Genomic DNA, 18,714 nt, shown 5'->3' with positions numbered 1-18,714 from the left:
GCGCTCAGTCATTGGCGGACGATTTGTTTTTGGCGCGCAGCATCATGGCTTCAACCTGCTCATCGCTGAGACGGTAGTGCGCTTGCAAGCGTTGGAGGGTTGCTTTTTCTTCGACAGACATATTGCCGTCTTTGAAGACTTCGCGCAGCTGCGCTTCAAACGCCGCCTTCTTACGCGCCACTTGGTTTGAGAAGGCCGAAGCGACGATACCCGTCATGATGGCGGCCATACACACGCCTAAGAAGCCCGTGATGAGCGCAATGGCTTCGCCAGCCTTGGTCATCGGCTCGACGTTGCCATAACCTGAGGTGATGGTGACGATCGACCAATAGATAGAGTGTGGAATCGTGCCAAAGAACTCAGGCTGGTCATGACCTTCAGCGAAATGCATCAACGAGGCCGACACAATGGTGGCAATGGTCAGCAAGAACACGGCCGAGCCAAATGCTTGGCGCTCCGAGTGAATGGCATGAAACAAGTCTTGTAACGCTGTGTTGTATTTGGAGAGCTTCAAGATTCGCAGCAAGCGCAAGACGCGCAGGATGCGCAAGTCCAGGCCGGGCATGAACATGTGCATGTAGTAGGGCATGGTGGCAAAGAAGTCAACCAAACCAAACGGGCTGAACATGTATTGAAAGCGACCTTTCCAAGAGCCGCCATGTTCTTTGTCGTACTTAGCACCCAGCGACCAAACCCGAGAAATGTATTCAACCGTGAAGAACATCACGCTCCAAAACTCCAGCTCGTGGAAGAAGTCTTTGTATTGGGCGTGAATTTCGGGGACGGAATCAAGAATCACCGCAGAACAGTTGACCAGCACGACAAAGGTGATGGCCAATTCAACGTAATGGCTCGCCGCATGTTTGGGCGAACCATCCAATATTTCCATCAGTGTTTGCTTGAAACCTGTTGTCATGTCGAAGATCTAACGAAATTGAAAGTAGGGGGTCTTAACAGACAAGCGGTCACACACCTTGTGTGTGACCGCTTGCATTGAGGCTTAAGTCTGGCTTATGCCTTGCCTTGAATTTTTTGCCATAGGGCAAATTCGGTGGCAGACAAGCGTTCGCCTTGTTGTGCGACTTGGTCAAACTTCGAGGCATCCACTTGCACGCCGAGCTGTCGGATTTGACCCAACAACACTTTGTAGTGCTCCACTGCCAAGGCTGGGTTTTCGGCAATTTTGTGGAGGGGCAATGGGTTGCGCTCTTCGAGCTCATGCTCTTTGACCACCACCTCAATCAGTGCATTCACTTCAGCCACTGTCAAATGCAAACGCTTGGCTTCAGAGCGAATGATGGCGGCTTCTGCGTCGCTGATATGGCCGTCTTTCAGAATGCCAAACAGTTTGGCCTTCAATTGGTCACGTTCTTTCACCAACTCGTCGCTGAAGGCCGAGGCCAACAAAGCGGCGGGGATGGCGAAGATACCAATACCCATCAAAGCCAAGATGCTGGTCATCGCACGGCCCATCGGTGTGACGGGTGAAATGTCGCCATAGCCCACAGAGGCCAAGGTGATGACCGCCCAATAGATGGAAGTGGGGATGTTTTCAAACTTTTCAGGCTGAGCGTCGTATTCAAACAAGTAGCCCAAGCTGGCAGTCAAGACCAACAACAACATCATGATGAAGGTGGCAGCGCCCATCACAGGCCACTCGCGCACCACCACTTTGACCAACACGGCGGTGGCATCGCTGCCGCGTGTGAGCTTGAGCAGTCGTGCCAAACGGAAGACTCGCAAGAAGCGCAAGTCAATCAGGTGATGCAAGAACACTTCCAAGAAGAAGGGCAAGATGGCCAAAAAGTCGATCAATGTCGATGGCGATTTGGCTTGCTTGAAGCGACCCAAGAGTGCGCCTTTGTAGCCAGGCTCTTCTACGCAAGAGTACATACGCATGCAGTACTCAACCGTGAAGATGGCCACAGCCACGGCGTCCAAGATCACGAACTGCAAATGCAAGATGTAGTTGATGCCCTTGACCGATTCCAAGATCACGGCCATCACAGACAAGATCACCCACACGCCAATGAACACTTCAAAGATGTGTTGCATGGTGCCGCCGTAGTTGCTGGGGAACACCAAAGCGTGCACTTTTTGACGGAAGGTACGGCCTTTGTTGAGTTCTTTGAATTCAGCAATGGCGGGAATCAAGACGCGGAACAGCTTCATGATTCGCAAGAGTCGCAGGAATCGCAACACGCGCAAGTCAATCGGGATGAAAGCTTGCAAGTAGAACGGTGCCACAGCCAAGAAATCGATGATGGCAAATGGGCTGGTCACAAAGCCCAAACGTGCGTTTTTGCGATTTTTAAACTCTTCGTCTTCAGGTGCCAAGTACAGGCGCAACACGTATTCAATGGTGAACACGGCCACTGAGAAAATGTCAAAAAACTCAAACCAAGCGCGGTACGGTTCGAACACCGCAGGCACGTTTTCGAACATCAAGGTGAACAAGTTGATGATGATCAGATAGCTGATCCACTTGTCTAAGTCTTTTTGGAAGTTACCGGGGATGTTGGGGTCGAGCAACCATGAGTACAGCCACTTGCGCATGGGCAAGTTGCGGTCGATATTGGCTTCTTCGTCTTGGCCCAAGATGGCCTTGACGTCCAGGTCTTCGAGGAATTTGTCGTGTTTGGTAGTGGTGTTCATGTCAGACCTCAGAATTCAAACTCAGCAACTTTGATGGCGTAGCCACCCTTGTCACATACAGAAAGGCGCAATTGCATCTTGTAGTCAATGGGGTCGGTTTCCAGCAGCTGTGACGCGACGAATGGTGTGGCCGAGCCTGGAGGCGTGGGCATCAAGTCTTCCAACAGAATGGCGCCCATCAACGTGCGGTCTTTGGGGTCACAAGCCGCTACAAAGTGAGGGGGCTTGTTGAAAAACGCATTGACTTGGTCTTTCAAATCCGTGTTGGCCAAGATGTGGGCCAAACAAGCGCCCCAAGTGCCGGGTGTGTCGGCTTTGGCATCGGCCGCAGGTTTGACACCACCTTTACACGCGGCGTTTTTGGTGTCTGCCTCAAAGCGTGTGGTGCCGGCTTCGGTCAGCCATTCCACCCAAGCTTCGCCGTTGCTTTTGGCGGCTTCAACTTTGAGTGCTTCTTTGTAGTTCACCACGCCAAGCCAAGTGACGGCTACGACGACGAGAACCAAAAAAGCCAGAAAAAGCTTATCTGCGGAGGTGGTGCCGAGGTGTGGATGCTCGGTGCTGTGGTCTGTGGAAGATGCCATGGGGTCTCGCCATTCAAGTGGAAGAAATCCGGCAGCTCCATAGGGTTATTGTGCCGGTTGAAAATGGCTTTGATGATATTCGTAAATTATGTGAATTTATCGATTTAACACTAGATATTCGACGAAGTTGACGTTTTTACTGAATAGTAAAGGCGTAAAAAAGCCGCTGAATCAGCGGCTTTTGAACTGGGCTTGAGCGCCGTTAAAGGCGGGCTCAAGCCTCATTTGAGGACCTTATTTTTGGATCACGGCGATCAGCGCATTGATGGCGGCTTGGGCGTCGTCACCTTCGGCGTGAAGCTCAACCAAATCGTTGTGTTCTGCGCCTAAGCCCATGACGAGCGACACCGACTTGGCGTCCACCCCTTGGTGGTGTGCGGCGATGGTGATATGGCTGTGAAACTTAGCCGCAGTCATGGCCAATTCTGCAGACACGCGGGCATCAAGGCCGTTTTTGCCGGTGAGTTTGAGCGTGATGGGGAGTGTGTGTTCAATCATATTTGTACCCTTGTTCCAAGTTCAACCACTGAGTTATCGGGCAAGTGGAAGAACTCCACCACGCCGCCTGAATTACGTGTCATGGCTGAAAACAGTTTTTCCCGCCACTGCGCCATGCCGCCGCCGGGAGTGGACACCACGGTCTCACGGCTGAGGAAGTAAGAGGTTTCAAAGACGGGAATGTCTACGCCATGTTGAGCACACAGGCTGAGTGCTTTAGGCACGTCGGGTGTGTTCATGAATCCAAAGTACACCCAGACTTGCCAGAAGTGTTCGCTCAGCCGCTCGACTTTGACGCGCTGTTTGTTGGAAATCCAAGGGTCGTTTTCAAACACCACGGTCAAGATGATGTTTTTCTCATGCAGCACTTGGTTGTGCTTCATGTTGTGCAGCAGGGCTTGGGGCACGGTTTCTGGGTTGGCCACGGCATACACGGCGGTGCGTTTGGCCAAGTGTGGGGTGCCTGCGTCGATGTGTTGGATGAAGGCATTCAAGTCCAAGCCGTCGCGACGAATGGTGTCGACCACCAGCTCGCGGCCTTTGGCCCAAGTGGTCATCACCACATACAAGGTGAGGCCCATGACCAAGGGGAACCAACCGCCATCCCAAAACTTGATGATGCAACCCGCAAACAAGAAGGTGTCAATGCTCAGGAAGAACAAAGTGGCGGTCAATGCCAAAGGCGTGGACATCTTCCAAGCGTCATGCACCACAAAGAAGGTCATGATGGTGGTGATGACCATCGTGAGCGTGACCGCAATGCCATAGGCTCCGGCTAAGGCCGATGAGCTTCTGAAGGCCAAGACCGCAGCCACCACACCGGCCAACAAAATCCAGTTGACGCCTGGCATGTAGATTTGGCCCACCTCTTGTTCAGAGGTGTACTTGATGTCCATGCGTGGCAAGAAGCCCAACAAAATGGCTTGCTTGGTCATGGAGTAAGCGCCAGAGATGACTGCTTGTGAGGCAATGATGGCCGCCACCGTCGCCAAGACCACGGCTGGAATCAGCCAATCTTCTGGGAACATGCGAAAGAAGGGGTTTTCAATGGCCGAGGCGTCACGCATGAGCAAGGCACCTTGTCCCATGTAATGCAAGGCCAGCGAGGGCAAGACCAAGCCCATCCAAGCAATTTGAATAGGTTTGCGGCCAAAGTGGCCCATGTCGGCATATAAGGCTTCTGCCCCTGTCAGTGCCAAAACGATGGCACCCACAGCCGCCAAGATGAAGGGGCCGCGGTCCCACAAAAAGGTGGCTGCGTGTATGGGGTTGAGGGCTTCCAAAATCATGGGCATTTGGATGATTTGCGCCACGCCCGTGGCACCCAAGACCAAAAACCACACCACGATGATGGGGCCAAAGAACTTGCCGACAAAGTGCGTGCCATGGCGCTGCATCACAAACAAGACAATCAGCACAGCCAGTGAAACCGGAACGATGAAAGGCTCCAGACTGGGTGCAATGACTTGCAGGCCTTCCATGGCGCCGAGCACCGAGATGGCGGGGGTGATGACACTGTCGCCATAAAACAAGGTGGCGCCAAACAAACCCAGCAGTAGCAAGAAGTGGCGCAGCTGGGGGTTGTGCTTCACCGCGTTCGCGGCCAAGGCAGTGAGTGCCAAAGCGCCGCCTTCGCCGCGGTTGTCGGCGCGCAAAATCAAGATGATGTACTTGAGTGTGACGATGAGCATCAAGGCCCAAAAGATGGCGGACACCACGCCAATGAGGTTGTCGGGTGTCATGGCCACGCCTGTGGCGGGCAAGAACACTTCTTTGACGGTGTACAGCGGGCTGGTGCCTATGTCGCCGTACACCACGCCAATGGCGCCCAGCGTGAGCGCCGCCGTGGTTTGGCGCTTGATATGCGCTGAGGGGTTGTCTGAATCAAGGTCTGACATGTGCACTCCAATTTAAGTGCTTGCAGGTTGCCAGACCCGGCGTTAGGAACGCATAAGTGACGAATCAGACCGCTGCCTCTGCCAGCCAGTAGCCCACACCGGGCTCGGTCAGCAGCAGCGCAGGCTCTGTGGGGTTGGTTTCGAGTTTGGCCCGAAGTTGCCCCATGTACAGGCGCAGGTAGTGGGTGTGCTCCACAAATTCAGGCCCCCACACATCCACCAGTAATTGCCGGTGAGTGACCACTTGCCCCGTTTGTCGCACCAATCTGGCGAGAAGCTTGAACTCGGTGGGGGTGAGGTGCACGGTATCGCCCTCTTTCAGCACCGTATGTTTGGCTAAATCAATCTGCAGTGGGCCGCATTGGTAGTGTGTCTGTGGGGCCAACACCACGGTACCCCTGTGGCGCAGTGTCACGCGCATGCGCGCCAGTAGCTCACTGATGCTGAAGGGTTTGACCAAATAGTCATCAGCGCCTGCATCGAGCAGGTGGACTTTGTTGCTGTCGTCATGCCGTGCAGAGATGATCAAGATGGGCAGGGTGTGTTGTGCCCGAACGGTACGCAGCAAGTCGGCACCATCGCCGTCAGGCAAGCCGAGATCGAGGATGAGCAGGTCCAGCGGCCGATCCGATGTCATGGCATGGCGCAGCACCGCGTGTGCATCAGCTGCGCTGCCGCTGGTGAGCACCTCGTAGCCCTCGACGACCAAGGCGTCGCGCAGGGTGAGGCGCAGCTCGCGGTCATCTTCAATCAGCAGTACTTTGAGAGTCATCGGTCAAGTTTCTTGCAAATGAAGACTGGGCTGAGGCACCACAGGCATGGACAAGCAAAGTGCAGCCCCCTGTGGCGGGTGGTCTTCTACCCAAATTTTGGCGCCGTGTACTTTGGCAATGGCTTGGCAAACAGCCAAACCCACGCCCATGCCTCGGCGCAGCTGTTGGTCATGCGAGGCATCGGCTTGGGCAATGTCGTCGTGCACACGCTCAAAGGCTTGAAAGACTTTGGTTTTCCAAGCATCGGCAATGCCGGGGCCGCCATCGATGACGCGGATGTCCAAGGTTGTCGGGTGTGCCTGCACTTTGATTTGGATGGGGGCGTGGTCTGGGCTGTACTTGACGGCGTTTTCAAGCAAGTTGTCAAAGAGCTGCACCAACAAAATGGCATCGCAGTGAATCAAGGGCAAGTCGCCAGGTAAGTCCACCAAGATTTGGCGCGTGGGAAACCGCTGCCTGGCTTTGGCGAGCACCGAGCCTAAGATCTCTTGCAGTGATTCCCAATCTTTCTTAATTTGCAGCGGGGCGGCATCTAGGCGAGCGAGCTGCAAGGTGTTGGTGGTCATGCGGTGCAGGTGCTGCGCCTCGCTGATGACGGTGCTGGCCAAGGCTTCTACTTTGTCAGTGCTTAACCTGCTGCACTGGTCGTGAATGGCAGACGCTGCACCCATGAGGTTGGCCAATGGCGTGCGGTAGTCGTGCGAGATTGAGGTGAGCAAGGTGTTGCGCAAGCTTTGGCTTTGGGCATCTTGCTTGGCTTGTTGGGTGAGTTGCAGGTTGTGGGCGCGTTCAATTTCTAAGCCCAGCAGGTCGCAGGCTTGTTGAAGCAGCTGCTGGTGTGCTGCACCGAGCGCCAACGATGTGTGGCGATGTACCGCCAAAGCGCCTATGGCGCGGGCATGGCCACGGATGGGCAAAAACAGGGTGGTTTGATTTTCATACCGTCCCGAGCCCGGGCCGAGTGCTGCACACTGTTGCACGCAAGCCCACAGGCCTTGCTGGTCTTGGCTGCTGGCGTTGCCGATCACCCGCTGTGGTTCGGCCAGCAGCACAGATGTTGGATGCTTGGTTTTTTGTTGAGTAAAGGCCTGAAGCAATTGGGCACAAACTGACGCGTCAGCCGCTTCGCGCAAGGACTCGCTCAGCTGCCTCAATTGTTCAGCAGCCTGCGCGTGCTGTGTTTCTCGATCGGCGGCCAAGCGCAGTCTAGACATCAGATAGCTCACCACCGTGCTGACACCCAGCATAGAGATGAGCAACAACGCATCTTGGTGCAGGTGCACATTGAGGGTGTAGCGTGGCTCGATGAAGAACCAGTTGAACAGCAGCACAGAAACGGCGCTGCCTAACAACGATAAAAGAGTCGACAAGAACACGCCAGCCATGGCGCTGGCCAGCACCAGCAGCAAGGCCAAGTTGGCGAGGTTGAAGGTGCCGTCTAGCTCAAACAAAAGTCCCCAAGCCAGCAACCAAATGGCGATGGCGGGCCAGGAGGCTTTGATGCCTTGCATCAGTGGTTTTGCGAACCTCGGTGCGCCCAGCCCGTGGTGTGCTTTTCGAGCATGCTGAAGAGCTCATACATGATCATGGCCATGGCGCCCACCACCACCAAACCCGCAAAGGCCAAGCCCATTTGCATGGCCGAGCCCGCAGAAATGAGCAAGTAGCCAATGCCTTCGTTGGCCGCGGTCATCTCTGACACAGTGGTGCCCACAAACGCCAAAGTGATGGCGACTTTGAGAGATCCGTAGAAATAAGGCATGGAGCGGGGCAAACCGACTTTGATCAACACGTCCCAGCGCTTGGCACCCAAGACGCGCAACACATCTTCGAGCTCAGGCTCTAGCGTGGCCAACCCAGTGGCAATGTTCACCATGATGGGGAAGAAGCTGATGAGGAACGCGGTCAAGATGGCTGGGCCCACGCCAATGCCAAACCACACCACCAAGATCGGTACAAACGCGGCTTTGGGCAAAGCGTTGAAGCCAGTCATGAGTGGGTACACGGCCGCATAAGCCAAGGGCGAGCTGCCAATGACAAAGCCCAACAGCACACCCACCACGATGGCAATGCCAAAACCCACCATGGTCACCCAGAAGGTGCGCCATGCGTGGCCTGCAATGACCTCGCGGAATTCGACCATTTGTTCCCAAATACGCAGCGGCGAGGGAAAGACAAATTCAGACACGTTGAACAGCGAGCACGCGGCTTGCCAAATCAGCAAGGTGGCCACGAGCAGGCCCCAAGGTGCCCAGGTTTCGAGTTGTTTTGAATTCATGGTCTTGCGTTACTGCTGAATGGTTGCGCCGGTTTTGCGCATGGCGCCGATGTGGCCTCGAAGCTCGTGCACGATGTTGGTGAACTCGGGGGTGTAGGTCACCTCCAAGTCGCGGGGGCGGGGTAATTCGATGTCGCGTTTGACCACAAAGCGGCCCGGGCTCTTGCTCATCACATACACGGTGTCAGCCAAGAAAACGGACTCGCGCAAATCGTGTGTGACCAAGATGACGTTGAACTTTTGAGCCGCATGCAAGTCGCGCAAGATACACCACAACTCTTCACGGGTGAAAGCGTCGAGCGCACCAAATGGCTCGTCAAGCAACAGCATTTTGGGCTCATGGATCAAGGCGCGGCAAATGCTGGCGCGTTGTTGCATACCGCCTGACAGCTCCCACGGAAACTTGCGCTCGTAGCCGCCCAAGCCTACGGTTTGCAGCAGCTCGATGGCGCGTGCTTCGTACTCGGCCTTTTTGGCTTTGAAGTTGGAGCGGTAAGGCTCCACGATTTCCAAAGGCAGCAACACGTTGTCCAGCGTGGTGCGCCACGGCAGGAGCGAAGGGGACTGGAACGCCATGCCACTGATTTTGAGCGGGCCGTTGACGGGCTGGCCATCTACAAAAATTTCACCACGGCTGGGTTTTTTCAAACCCGTGGTGAGCTTCATGAAGGTGGATTTGCCGCAACCCGAGGGGCCAACAATGGCGATGAACTCGCCTTGTTTGACCTGCAGGTTGATGTCTTCCACCGCAAAGTGGTTTTGCGCCAACAACTCGTCGTTATAGGCGAGCCAGACGTTTTGGAAATCGACGAAGTGTTCAGGAGAAGCGGTCATGCAGCAGGGCCTATTTACTTCTTACCTTTTGGCAACACGTCGAGTTCTTTGGCTGTGGGCAGGAAAGAACCGTTCCACACGTCGTCCGCTTTGACGCGGGTCTTGGTGTTGAACGCGTCAGACACTTGAGACGCCATCAAACTCAAGCGTGGGCCTTTGACTTGACCAAAACCTTCAGCGCGTGCGTCTGGGCTGTTGATGACGGTGTCGATGGCCAGCTTCAAGCGGCGTGTTTCGAGTTCCACGTTGATGATGCCGTCACGGGCCTTGACTGTTTCAATGGCTTTGGCTGGGTCAGCGATCACGTCCTTCGCACCTTTGGCAAATGCGGCCAAGAAGGCTTTGAGGGCTGCTGGGTTTTCTTTGATTAATTTGGGCGACGCGATGATGGCGTTGCCATACAACTTCACGCCCAAGTCTGGGTATTGCATGATGACCACATCGTCCGCTTTGACGCCACGGGCTTCGATGTTGAGCAAGGAGGTGAAGGTGAAACCCGTGATGGCATCCACATCGCCGCGCACCAACATGGTTTCACGCAGAGGAGGGTCCATCGACACCCAAGTCACGGCGCCCACGCTGTTTTCTTTGGCGAAGATGGGGAACGCGCGGCGGCCTGCGTCAAACACAGGTGCGCCTAGCTTTTTGCCAGCCAAGTCGGCTGGGGTCTTGATGCCTGATTTCTTCAAGGCCATCACCGAAGCGGGCGTGTTGTTGTAGACCATCATGACGGCCACAGGCTTGTTGGGTGCGTCTGGGTTGTTGGCGTGGAATTCCATCAAGGCGGCCAAGTCGGCAAAGCCCACGTCGTAGGCGCCAGAAGCCACACGGTTCACCGCACCACCAGAGCCGTTGCCTGCGTCGACCGTCACATCCAACTTGGCGTCTTTGAAATAGCCTTTGGCCACGGGCACCAAGAAGAAGGCGGCTGGGCCTTCAAAACGCCAGTCGAGTTGAAATTTCAAAGGGGTGGTCTGTGCCGAAACACCTGTAAAACTGGCAGCCAGTGCCAAGCCGAGGGTGGTTTTGATGAAAGTGCGTTTGATCATGTGAGCCTCTGAAAATCAAAATGAAAAAAGGGTGATGTATACAAGCTTGCAATATTGGTGCCTAGTCATAAGGACCCGTTTGCTGGCTGCTGGGTACAAATTGTGCGCGACTTTGGTTTGTATACAAAACGGGTTTGCACCAATGTGGCGTTTTGCACTGGCATGGTGCGCATCGGTCTAGATGCATGAGGCCATGAAAAAAGCCAGCGCAAAGGCTGGCTTTTGAGGAGCGCTCATCTGAAATGATTACTCGGCTTCCACAGTTTTGTGGTGCTTGGCAGATTTGATCTTGCCCCAGCCCAACACAACCACGGCGCCCGTCGCAGCGGCTGCCAAGTGGAACCAAGAGTTAGCAGCGCCAAACTCTTTGAGTACCACGTCGTTGGCAATGGTTTCGCCGCCCACCCAGCCGATCAAACATGCACCCAATGTGATGATGACGGGATAGCGCTCCATGAGTTTGATCATCAAGGTGCTGCCAAAGATGACCAAGGGAATGCTGATGGCCAAGCCAATGATCAGCAAGACTTCGTTGCCTTTGGCAGCTGCGGCCACGGCGATGACGTTGTCCAAGCTCATGACCAAGTCAGCGATCAAGATGGTGCGAATGGCTGAGAACATGCTGCTGTGTTCGGCGCCTTCTTCGTCGCCTTCTTCTTCAGCTTCGAGCAGTTGAGCGCCAATCCACAGAAGCAGCAAGCCGCCGACGATTTGCAGGTATTCCAAAGTCATCAACTTGGCGGCCACCACGGTCAAGCCAATACGCAACACCACAGCTGCGCCCGAGCCAAACATGATGGCTTTCTTTTGTTGCTCGGGTGGCAGGCTACGTGCCGCCAATGCGATCACCACGGCGTTGTCGCCTGACAAGATGATGTTGATCCAAATGATCAGCAGCAAGCCTAGCCAGAAGTCAGTGCTTTGAAGTAGTTCCATGTTTTGTTTGCTCCAGACAATGGGTATGTTTTAGTTTGACGGCCTTATTACCAGGCCGCTTTTTGATCAACGAGTGTAACGGCGCGGTATTGCTGGACCTGTTGGTAATAGTGCTTATGTGACACACCGCGCACGGGGCATAGCCCACCGCCAAAAAAATAGCCCGCTCATTTGGCGGGCTATTTCTTAAGTTAGCGCTGGATCAGTGGCTGTCAGCTTGACGTGCGGCCGCTATGGCGGCTGAGTCGTCTTGAGAGGCGCCGTTGAAAAACAGGTTCAACACCACCGCCGAAATAGAGGCCAACAAGATGCCAGACTCAATCAGTGGGTGCAGGTTGTGCGGTATCCATTGTTTGAAGTTAGGGGCGATCAGCGGAATCATGCCGATGCCGATCGAGATGGCCACCACCAAGCTGTTGTAGCGGTTGTTTTTAAAGTCCACGCCGCCCAAGATGCGAATGCCGGTGGCTGCCACCATGCCAAACATCACCAAGCCCGCGCCGCCCAGCACGACAGTGGGCAAGGACTCAACCAAAGCAGCCATCTTAGGAATGACGCCCAAGATAATCAAGATAATGCCGCCTGCCACGCACACAAAGCGGCTCTTCACGCCAGTGACGGCGACGAGGCCCACGTTTTGCGAGAAGCTGGTGTAGGGGAAGGTGTTGAAGATGCCGCCAATCAGCGTGCCTAAACCGTCGGTGCGTAAACCACGGGTGAGCGCAGCGCGGTCCACATGGCGGTCGGTCATCTCGCCCAAGGCCAAGAACATCCCGGTGGATTCGATCATCACCACGATCATGACCAAAGTCATGGTGAGGATGAGCACAGGGTCAAACACCGGCATACCAAACTGGAACGGTGTGACGATGCCAAACCACTCGGCTTTGCCCACTTTGTCAAAGTTCATCAGGCCCATGCTGGTGGCCACGATGCCGCCAATGATGATGCCCAAGAGCACCGAGATGTTGGCAATGAAGCCTTTGGCGAACTTAGCAATCATCAAGATCGACACCAGCACCAAAGCGGCAATGCCCACGCCTGTGAGGTCGGCGTATTTGGGGTTAGGTACTTTGGCCATCAACGCCAAATCTTTGGGCACGGCAGCCAGCGTAGAGCCCGGGGCTGAGGCTGCTGCTGCTGCATCAGCCAGCCACTTGGCATGCTCTGGATTGACGATGGAAGGCGCCGTGGGGCCGAAGGGGTTGCCGAAAATCCAGTTGATGCCAATGCGCATCAAGCTGATGCCGATGACGGCAATGATGGTGCCGGTCACAACAGGCGGGAAGAAGCGCAACATGCGGCTGACCAGTGGCGCGATGAGGATAGAGATCGCACCTGCGCCCATGATGGCGCCGAAGATCATTTGTGCACCTGTGTCGCCGGGGTTGGCATTGGCCATCGCGACCATGGGCGCTACGGCTGCAAAAGTGACGCCCATCATGACAGGCAAGCGAATGCCAAACCATTGGGTAGCGCCCCAAGACTGAATGAGGGTGACCAAGCCACACACAAACAAGTCAGCCGAGATGAGCATGGCCACTTGTTCAGGGCTGAGCTTCAAAGCACGACCGACGATGAGTGGCACAGCCACGGCGCCTGCATACATGACGAGCACGTGTTGCAAGCCGAGAGCGGCGAGCTTGCCGGTGGGCAGGTGCTCATCGACGGGATGGGTGGATTGGGTCATGGTTTCTCCTTTGGGATTTTTCGCATACAAAACTGTATACAAAATATCATTGGGTTGTTTTACGGAGAAACCCTATTTTTGGGTTTCTTTGCTGGGCTCGCTGTAGGCGGAGGCAATGGGCAGGTTCCTCATGCTGGGGTACCAGAAATCGTCACCTGCCCACTGCCTCCACCTACAGACTACGGCGAGCAGTTTTTCAGATGAAACAGTTGAGCCGTTTGGGTGCGGCGGCCAACGATTTCTGGTACTCCAGCATGAGGAGGCCGCCGCACCTAAGTGGCTCAACCCTCTCCGGAGAGAGCCCCCACGAGTTAGATTTAGTTCAACAAATCCAAGAGAGTGCGCGCCACCACCTTGGTCGCCCGACGCACATCTTCCAACATCACACGCTCATCGTTGCGCTTGGCGTGGCTCTCCAACACCGTGCGTGGCCCTGCGCCATAGATAACGCCTGGGATGCCCTGAGCCACATACAAACGCACATCGGTGTACAGCGGCGTGCCCACCGCAGGGATGGGTTCGCCAAATAGTTGTTCGCCATGTTTTTGGATGGCGTCCACCAAAGGCTTGTTGCCCGCGAGCGGCACCATGGCCTTGGCGAGCAACAGGCGTTTGATGTCGATCTTGAGTTGCTTGCCGCCACGGGGTGGGTTGAATGAGGCGGCTGCGTCTTCGATGGTTTTGCGGATGGACGCTTCCACTTCAACGGGGTTTTCTTCCGGAATCATGCGGCGGTCGAGTTTGAACACGACCTTGCCAGGCACGACGTTGGTGTTGGTGCCGCCGCTGATTTGGCCCACGTTGAGGTAGGGGTGGGTGATGCCTTCAATCTTCGAGGTGGTTTGTTTGTACCCCTCATTGAGCGCGTGCAGGGTGTTCAAGATGTGCACCGCGCCTTGCAGGGCATCGGTGCCGCTGTCGGGAATGGCGGCGTGCGCCATTTCGCCTTGCACGGTGACTTCCATTTGCAGGCAGCCGTTGTGCGCGGTGACCACTTGGTAGCTAAAGCCGGCGGCAATCATCAAGTCGGGTTTGGTCAGGCCATGTGACAGCAACCAGCCTGGGCCTTTTTCGCCGCCGAATTCTTCGTCGTAGGTGAAGTGCAACTCGATCCCGCCTTTCAACGGCAAGCCCAATGATTCGAGTGCGCGTGTGGCAAAGGTGAAGGTAGAAAAGTCGCTCTTGCTCACCGCCGTGGCGCGGCCATACATCGCGCCGTTTTCAATTTCAGCGCCGTAGGGCTTGTGTGTCCAGCCTTCGCCTGGAGGGACCACATCGCCGTGGGCGTTGAGAGCAATGGTTTTGCCGCCATCGGCAAACTTGCGGCGCACGATGAGGTTGGTGATGCTTTCTAAACCGTAGGCTTTGACCTCATCGCTGGGCACAGCATGTTTTTCAGCTTCGTAGCCAAAGGCGTGCAACAGCTCTGCCGTGCGTTCGGCGTGAGGTGCGTTGTTGCCAGGCGGGGTGTCGGTGGGGACTTGCACCAAGGCTTGCAAGAACTTCACTTGCTCGTCAAAGTGCGCGTCAATCCATGCGTCGAGTTGGGCGTATTGGGTTTGGCTCATGGTGTGTCTCTTATAAGTTGTGCAGCACGTGCATGAAGGCGTCGATGGCCAGTTGCATGTCGTCGCTCGTTGTTGATTCAAGCGGGTTGTGGCTGATGCCTGCGTTTTGACCGCGCACAAACAACATGGCTTGTGGCATGACTTCGTGCAGCTTCATCGCGTCGTGGCCTGCGCCGCTGGGCAGGTGGAACACGGGTACGCCCAAGCTTTGCACGGCGTGTTCCCACAGAGCTTGCAGCTTGGCGTCACTCGGTGCGGCACTGGCGCGCATGGTTTCTTCCAGGGTGTAGTGCAGGCCACGGCGTTCGCAAATGGCTTTGAGCTCGGCCAGCACATCGTGCATCAGGCTGTCGCGCAAGTCATTGGTGGTGGCTCGTAGGTCAAGGCTGAATTGGCAGCGGCCGGGCACCACGTTGATAGAACCGTTGGGCACGGTGAGCATGCCGATCGTGCCAACGCATGCTGAAGTTGGCGACTTCGCCGTGTCGGCAGAGCCGGCATTCAATGCTGCAGCGCGTTTTTCAACGTACAACGCAAGTTCGGAGACGGCTGTTGCAGCGTCGCGGCGGCGGTCCATAGGCGTGGTGCCTGCGTGGCTGGCCATGCCAACGATTTCTCCCACAAAGCGCACGCTGCCATTGATGGAGGTGACTACGCCCAGTGGAATGTCGAGCTCATTCAACACAGGGCCTTGCTCGATGTGAACTTCCACAAAGCCCAAATACTCAGCTGCGTTGCGGGTGAGTTTGGGGGTGTCTTCAATCTTCAAACCCGCTTGCTTCATGGCTTGACGCATCGTGATGCCGTCTGCATCTTTTTGGTCCAGCCACTCGTTTTTGAAGTCGCCCACCAAAGCACCAGAGCCGAGGAAAGTGGCTTTGTAGCGTTGGCCCTCTTCCTCGGCAAAGGCCACCACTTCAAGGTTGAAGGGCAGACGCTTTCCCGCACGGGCCAGCTCGCGCACGCAGGCCATGGGCACGAAGATGCCGAGACGGCCGTCGTATTTGCCGCCGTTGCGCACGGTGTCGTAGTGCGAGCCGGTCATCAAAGTTTTGGCGTTGTGTGAGGCCGCTTTGTAGATGCCCACCACGTTGCCCACGGCGTCAATGCGCACCTCGTCAAAGCCGCAGGCCTTCATGCCCAGCTCGATCGTGCGTGCGCATTTCAGGTGTGCGTCGGTCAGATAGGTGACGGTGAGTTCTTCGTGGGCATCGCTGAACTGGGCCAGCCATTCGTGCCAGTCCCACACTTCATGGCCAAGCGCGGGTTCGTAGCCCAGCTTGTCGTTGAGGCGAATCTCCACGATGCGGTGGATGTTGCGCAAGCACTCGGCCAGTTCGTAGTCGGGGTGGTTGTGCAGGCGGCGCTCAAAGGTGCTGATGATTTGCTGCTTGTTCAAGCCAGTGCCACGCGGGCCGCGCACGGCCAAGATGAACGGAAATCCAAATTTGGTGTTGTAGCTGGCGTTCAGTTGTTGGATGTGCGCAAATTCTTCAGGCGTGCAGTTGGTCAAGCCCGCTTTGGTTTGCTCGTGGGTCGATTCAGCGGTGAGGCTTTTGCTCACCATCGCCTTGCCTGCCAACTCAGGGTGGGCACGCACCAAGGCGAGCTGGGGTGCGCGGCCTGCTTTTGCCAGCACCTTCACCATGGCGTGTTTCAGCGCGGCGGCGGATGCAAAAGGGCGGGCGTCGAGTGCTTGCTCTGCAATCCAATCGGAGTGTTCGTACAAGCCAGTCAGCAAGGCCGCAGACTCAGCGCGGGGCAGGGTGTTGATTTGGTTCAGCGTGATGGTGCTCATGGGGGTGTCCTGCTGTTTAGTTGCCGCTGTAGGGATGCACTTGCTTCCAGTGGCGCGCAATGTCGATGCGGCGGGCCACCCACACGTGGTCGTGTTTGGCGATGTGGTCTAAGAACTTTTGAAGTGCCACGATGCGGCCGGGCTTGCCCAGCAAGCGGCAGTGCATGCCGATGCTCATCATCTTGGGGGCGTTGTCGCCGTCTGGGTCACCTTCGGCATACAGCGCATCAAAGCTGTCGCGCAAATACACAAAGAAGTCGTCTGCTTGGCTAAAGCCTTGGGGCAGCGCAAAGCGCATGTCGTTGCAGTCCAGCGTGTAGGGCACGACGAGTTGGGGCACCACATCGCCATTGGTTTTTTGGACCTTCATCCAAAAGGGCAGGTCTTCGCCGTAATAGTCGCTGTCGTATTCAAAGCCACCGTGGTCGGCCACGAGGCGGCGGGTATTGGGGCTGTCGCGGCCGGTGTACCAGCCTGCGCCATGAATGCTGTTGCCGTGCGTGGTGCTTGTGAGGCGCTCGATGATCTCGATGCCTTGGTTCATGTGCGCACGCTCGGTGACTTCGTCGGTGGTTTGGTAGTTGATCCAGCGGTAGCCGTGGCAGGCAATTTCGTGGCCGAGTTCGACAAAAGCAGCGGTGAGTTCGGGGTGACGCTCGAGCGCCATGCTCACGCCAAATACGGTCAGGGGCAGGCCGCGTTTTTCAAACTCGCGCAAGATGCGCCACACGCCCACGCGTGAGCCGTATTCGTAAATGCCTTCCATGCTCAGGTGGCGTTCGGGAAAGCTGGGTGGGTTGAACATTTCGCTCAAAAACATCTCGCTGCCGGCGTCGCCATGCACGGTGGCGTTCTCGCCACCTTCTTCATAGTTCAGCACAAACTGCACCGCAATGCGGGCTTGGTTGGGCCATTGCGCGTGGGGCACTTGGCGGCCGTAGCCCACCAAGTCGCGGGGGTAGGCGGCGGTGCTGTCGTAGGTGGCGTTGGGGTTGGACATCTAAATACTCCTTAGGCCAACGCCATGGCGATGTCGTTGCTAGGTACTTTGCGGTCCAGGGCTAAGCCTTCTTCCACGTTGCGCAAGTGTTCGTCCATCAGCTTGACGGCCAAGTCTTCGTCTTTGGCGGCGATGGCTTTCAAAATTTCGGCGTGTTCTTCAGCCGAGTGTTCGGCCGCGTTGGTGCTTTGGTACATCAAGGTGATGAGGGCGCAGCGCGAAATCAGTTCGCCCAAAATTTGCGCAAGCACATCGTTGCCCATCAGCTCGGCCATGCGCACGTGGAAGTCGCCCAACAAGTCGGTGCGCCCCGCCACATCGCCACGGCTCACAGCGGCTTTTTCTTCGGCCACGTGGTCTTTGAGGGCTTTGATTTGTGCAGGCGTCACGTTGCGCACAAAGCTGCGCGTCATTTCTGCCTCAACCATACGACGCACGGCAAACACTTGGCGCGCTTCGTCGGAAGAGGGTGTGGCCACAAACGCGCCGCGTGCGGGCTCCATGCGAATGAGGCGCTTTTGCACGAGTTGAAACAGCGCTTGGCGAATGAGGGTGCGCGACACGCCAAAGTGGTCTGCCAGCTTTTGCTCGGCCAGTTTGGTGCCGGGGTGCAGGCGGTGCTCCACTATGGCTTTGGTGAGGGCGTCCACAATGCTACGGGTGGCGGTTGAGCTGTCCATTTGGAATCTCCGGCAAATACACTGAGGTCTGATGATAGACCCGAATGCAAAAATTGTATACACTTTCAGTCGACCAAGCCGGTCGCTAACCAATTTTCGGAGCACTTCATGGGATTGAGCACACACGTTTTAGACACCATGCACGGCGGCCCCGCAGCCGGTATGAAGGTGTCGTTGTTCACCACCACCGAGGACGGCCAGGCCACCTTGGTCAAGTCGTTCACCCTCAACCACGATGGTCGCAACCCCGATGGCTTGCTGTATGACAACGACAGCCTTCAACGCGGCACTTACCGCTTGGTGTTTGACGTGAAGGGCTACTTTGCCTCTAAGCACGTTGAATTGCCTGAGCCTAATTTCTTGAACCAAGTCAGCCTTGACTTTGGCGTGGCCCACACTGATCAGCACTATCACGTTCCGCTGTTGGTAAGTCCTTGGAGTTACTCAACCTACCGCGGGTCTTAAGTTTTTTT

At 56.0% G+C, this 18,714-nt stretch carries 17 protein-coding genes; 1 reads left to right on the top strand and 16 read right to left on the bottom strand.

What is annotated here, in order from left to right:
* Positions 1 to 4 precede the first annotated feature (4 nt).
* The 16 genes from RMR24_RS02895 to RMR24_RS02820 form a co-directional block, all read right to left on the bottom strand.
* Entirely contained in the window at positions 5 to 916 is a 912-nt protein-coding gene (locus RMR24_RS02895) for an ion transporter (protein WP_310613593.1), read from the bottom strand.
* Positions 917 to 1,011: 95 nt separating this feature from the next.
* Positions 1,012 to 2,655 (bottom strand): ion transporter, encoded by a 1,644-nt coding sequence (locus tag RMR24_RS02890; protein WP_310613592.1) that lies wholly within the window; start codon positions 2,653 to 2,655, stop codon positions 1,012 to 1,014.
* Between the two features lie 8 nt (positions 2,656 to 2,663).
* The gene (locus RMR24_RS02885; protein WP_310613591.1) at positions 2,664 to 3,239 is read right to left on the bottom strand and encodes a hypothetical protein; all 576 of its coding nucleotides are present in this window, start codon (positions 3,237 to 3,239) and stop codon (positions 2,664 to 2,666) included.
* Between the two features lie 234 nt (positions 3,240 to 3,473).
* Entirely contained in the window at positions 3,474 to 3,737 is a 264-nt protein-coding gene (locus RMR24_RS02880; protein ID WP_310613590.1) for an HPr family phosphocarrier protein, read from the bottom strand.
* Positions 3,734 to 5,635, bottom strand: a complete 1,902-nt coding sequence (locus RMR24_RS02875; RefSeq protein ID WP_310613589.1) for a potassium transporter Kup — start codon at positions 5,633 to 5,635, stop codon at positions 3,734 to 3,736. The genes RMR24_RS02880 and RMR24_RS02875 overlap by 4 nt, the downstream gene beginning before the upstream one ends.
* Before the next feature lie 64 nt (positions 5,636 to 5,699).
* Entirely contained in the window at positions 5,700 to 6,407 is a 708-nt protein-coding gene (locus RMR24_RS02870) for a response regulator (protein WP_310613588.1), read from the bottom strand.
* A 3-nt stretch (positions 6,408 to 6,410) separates the two neighbouring features.
* Positions 6,411 to 7,919, bottom strand: a complete 1,509-nt coding sequence (locus tag RMR24_RS02865; protein WP_310613587.1) for an ATP-binding protein — start codon at positions 7,917 to 7,919, stop codon at positions 6,411 to 6,413.
* Positions 7,919 to 8,686 carry an ABC transporter permease gene (locus RMR24_RS02860; protein ID WP_310613586.1) on the bottom strand — a complete coding sequence of 256 codons (768 nt, stop codon included), beginning with the start codon at positions 8,684 to 8,686 and terminating at the stop codon, positions 7,919 to 7,921. The genes RMR24_RS02865 and RMR24_RS02860 overlap by 1 nt, the downstream gene beginning before the upstream one ends.
* A gap of 9 nt (positions 8,687 to 8,695) precedes the next feature.
* Positions 8,696 to 9,520: an ABC transporter ATP-binding protein gene (locus RMR24_RS02855; RefSeq protein WP_310613585.1), complete on the bottom strand. Its 825-nt coding sequence runs from the start codon at positions 9,518 to 9,520 to the stop codon at positions 8,696 to 8,698.
* A 14-nt stretch (positions 9,521 to 9,534) separates the two neighbouring features.
* Complete coding sequence (locus RMR24_RS02850) at positions 9,535 to 10,569, bottom strand: ABC transporter substrate-binding protein (RefSeq protein WP_310613584.1); 1,035 nt, start codon at positions 10,567 to 10,569, stop codon at positions 9,535 to 9,537.
* Between the two features lie 246 nt (positions 10,570 to 10,815).
* Positions 10,816 to 11,505, bottom strand: a complete 690-nt coding sequence (locus RMR24_RS02845; RefSeq protein WP_310613583.1) for a TerC family protein — start codon at positions 11,503 to 11,505, stop codon at positions 10,816 to 10,818.
* Between the two features lie 202 nt (positions 11,506 to 11,707).
* Positions 11,708 to 13,195: a nucleobase:cation symporter-2 family protein gene (locus tag RMR24_RS02840; RefSeq protein WP_310613582.1), complete on the bottom strand. Its 1,488-nt coding sequence runs from the start codon at positions 13,193 to 13,195 to the stop codon at positions 11,708 to 11,710.
* 317 nt (positions 13,196 to 13,512) lie between these two features.
* A complete protein-coding gene (locus tag RMR24_RS02835) occupies positions 13,513 to 14,763 on the bottom strand; it encodes a M20/M25/M40 family metallo-hydrolase (RefSeq protein ID WP_310613581.1) in 1,251 nt (416 codons plus the stop codon).
* Positions 14,764 to 14,773: 10 nt separating this feature from the next.
* Entirely contained in the window at positions 14,774 to 16,561 is a 1,788-nt protein-coding gene (uraD, locus tag RMR24_RS02830) for a 2-oxo-4-hydroxy-4-carboxy-5-ureidoimidazoline decarboxylase (protein ID WP_310613580.1), read from the bottom strand.
* A 16-nt stretch (positions 16,562 to 16,577) separates the two neighbouring features.
* Positions 16,578 to 17,561 (bottom strand): allantoinase PuuE, encoded by a 984-nt coding sequence (puuE, locus tag RMR24_RS02825; protein ID WP_310613579.1) that lies wholly within the window; start codon positions 17,559 to 17,561, stop codon positions 16,578 to 16,580.
* 11 nt (positions 17,562 to 17,572) lie between these two features.
* On the bottom strand, positions 17,573 to 18,241 hold the full coding sequence (locus RMR24_RS02820) for a GntR family transcriptional regulator (RefSeq protein ID WP_310613578.1): 669 nt from the start codon (positions 18,239 to 18,241) through the stop codon (positions 17,573 to 17,575).
* A 108-nt stretch (positions 18,242 to 18,349) separates the two neighbouring features.
* Between RMR24_RS02820 and uraH the strand changes: the two genes are divergently transcribed.
* Positions 18,350 to 18,706, top strand: coding sequence for a hydroxyisourate hydrolase (gene uraH, locus RMR24_RS02815; RefSeq protein ID WP_310613577.1), 357 nt, complete (start codon positions 18,350 to 18,352; stop codon positions 18,704 to 18,706).
* The last annotated feature ends 8 nt before the right edge of the window (positions 18,707 to 18,714 follow it).

This window comes from Limnohabitans sp. (assembly GCF_031539105.1).
GTDB lineage: Bacteria > Pseudomonadota > Gammaproteobacteria > Burkholderiales > Burkholderiaceae_C > Limnohabitans.
The sequence above is the reverse complement of the archived record's forward strand: the minus strand, read 5'-3'. Positions and strand labels throughout refer to the sequence as shown.

Coding starts and splice junctions, on each gene's coding strand:
- RMR24_RS02885 (WP_310613591.1), bottom strand. CDS start 3,239: ATGGCATCTTCCACAGACCACAGCACCGAGCATCCACACCTCGGCACC.
- RMR24_RS02860 (WP_310613586.1), bottom strand. CDS start 8,686: ATGAATTCAAAACAACTCGAAACCTGGGCACCTTGGGGCCTGCTCGTG.
- RMR24_RS02850 (WP_310613584.1), bottom strand. CDS start 10,569: ATGATCAAACGCACTTTCATCAAAACCACCCTCGGCTTGGCACTGGCT.
- RMR24_RS02870 (WP_310613588.1), bottom strand. CDS start 6,407: ATGACTCTCAAAGTACTGCTGATTGAAGATGACCGCGAGCTGCGCCTC.
- RMR24_RS02820 (WP_310613578.1), bottom strand. CDS start 18,241: ATGGACAGCTCAACCGCCACCCGTAGCATTGTGGACGCCCTCACCAAA.
- puuE (WP_310613579.1), bottom strand. CDS start 17,561: ATGTCCAACCCCAACGCCACCTACGACAGCACCGCCGCCTACCCCCGC.
- RMR24_RS02890 (WP_310613592.1), bottom strand. CDS start 2,655: ATGAACACCACTACCAAACACGACAAATTCCTCGAAGACCTGGACGTC.
- RMR24_RS02855 (WP_310613585.1), bottom strand. CDS start 9,520: ATGACCGCTTCTCCTGAACACTTCGTCGATTTCCAAAACGTCTGGCTC.
- RMR24_RS02845 (WP_310613583.1), bottom strand. CDS start 11,505: ATGGAACTACTTCAAAGCACTGACTTCTGGCTAGGCTTGCTGCTGATC.
- uraD (WP_310613580.1), bottom strand. CDS start 16,561: ATGAGCACCATCACGCTGAACCAAATCAACACCCTGCCCCGCGCTGAG.
- RMR24_RS02835 (WP_310613581.1), bottom strand. CDS start 14,763: ATGAGCCAAACCCAATACGCCCAACTCGACGCATGGATTGACGCGCAC.
- uraH (WP_310613577.1), top strand. CDS start 18,350: ATGGGATTGAGCACACACGTTTTAGACACCATGCACGGCGGCCCCGCA.
- RMR24_RS02895 (WP_310613593.1), bottom strand. CDS start 916: ATGACAACAGGTTTCAAGCAAACACTGATGGAAATATTGGATGGTTCG.
- RMR24_RS02875 (WP_310613589.1), bottom strand. CDS start 5,635: ATGTCAGACCTTGATTCAGACAACCCCTCAGCGCATATCAAGCGCCAA.
- RMR24_RS02840 (WP_310613582.1), bottom strand. CDS start 13,195: ATGACCCAATCCACCCATCCCGTCGATGAGCACCTGCCCACCGGCAAG.
- RMR24_RS02865 (WP_310613587.1), bottom strand. CDS start 7,919: ATGCAAGGCATCAAAGCCTCCTGGCCCGCCATCGCCATTTGGTTGCTG.
- RMR24_RS02880 (WP_310613590.1), bottom strand. CDS start 3,737: ATGATTGAACACACACTCCCCATCACGCTCAAACTCACCGGCAAAAAC.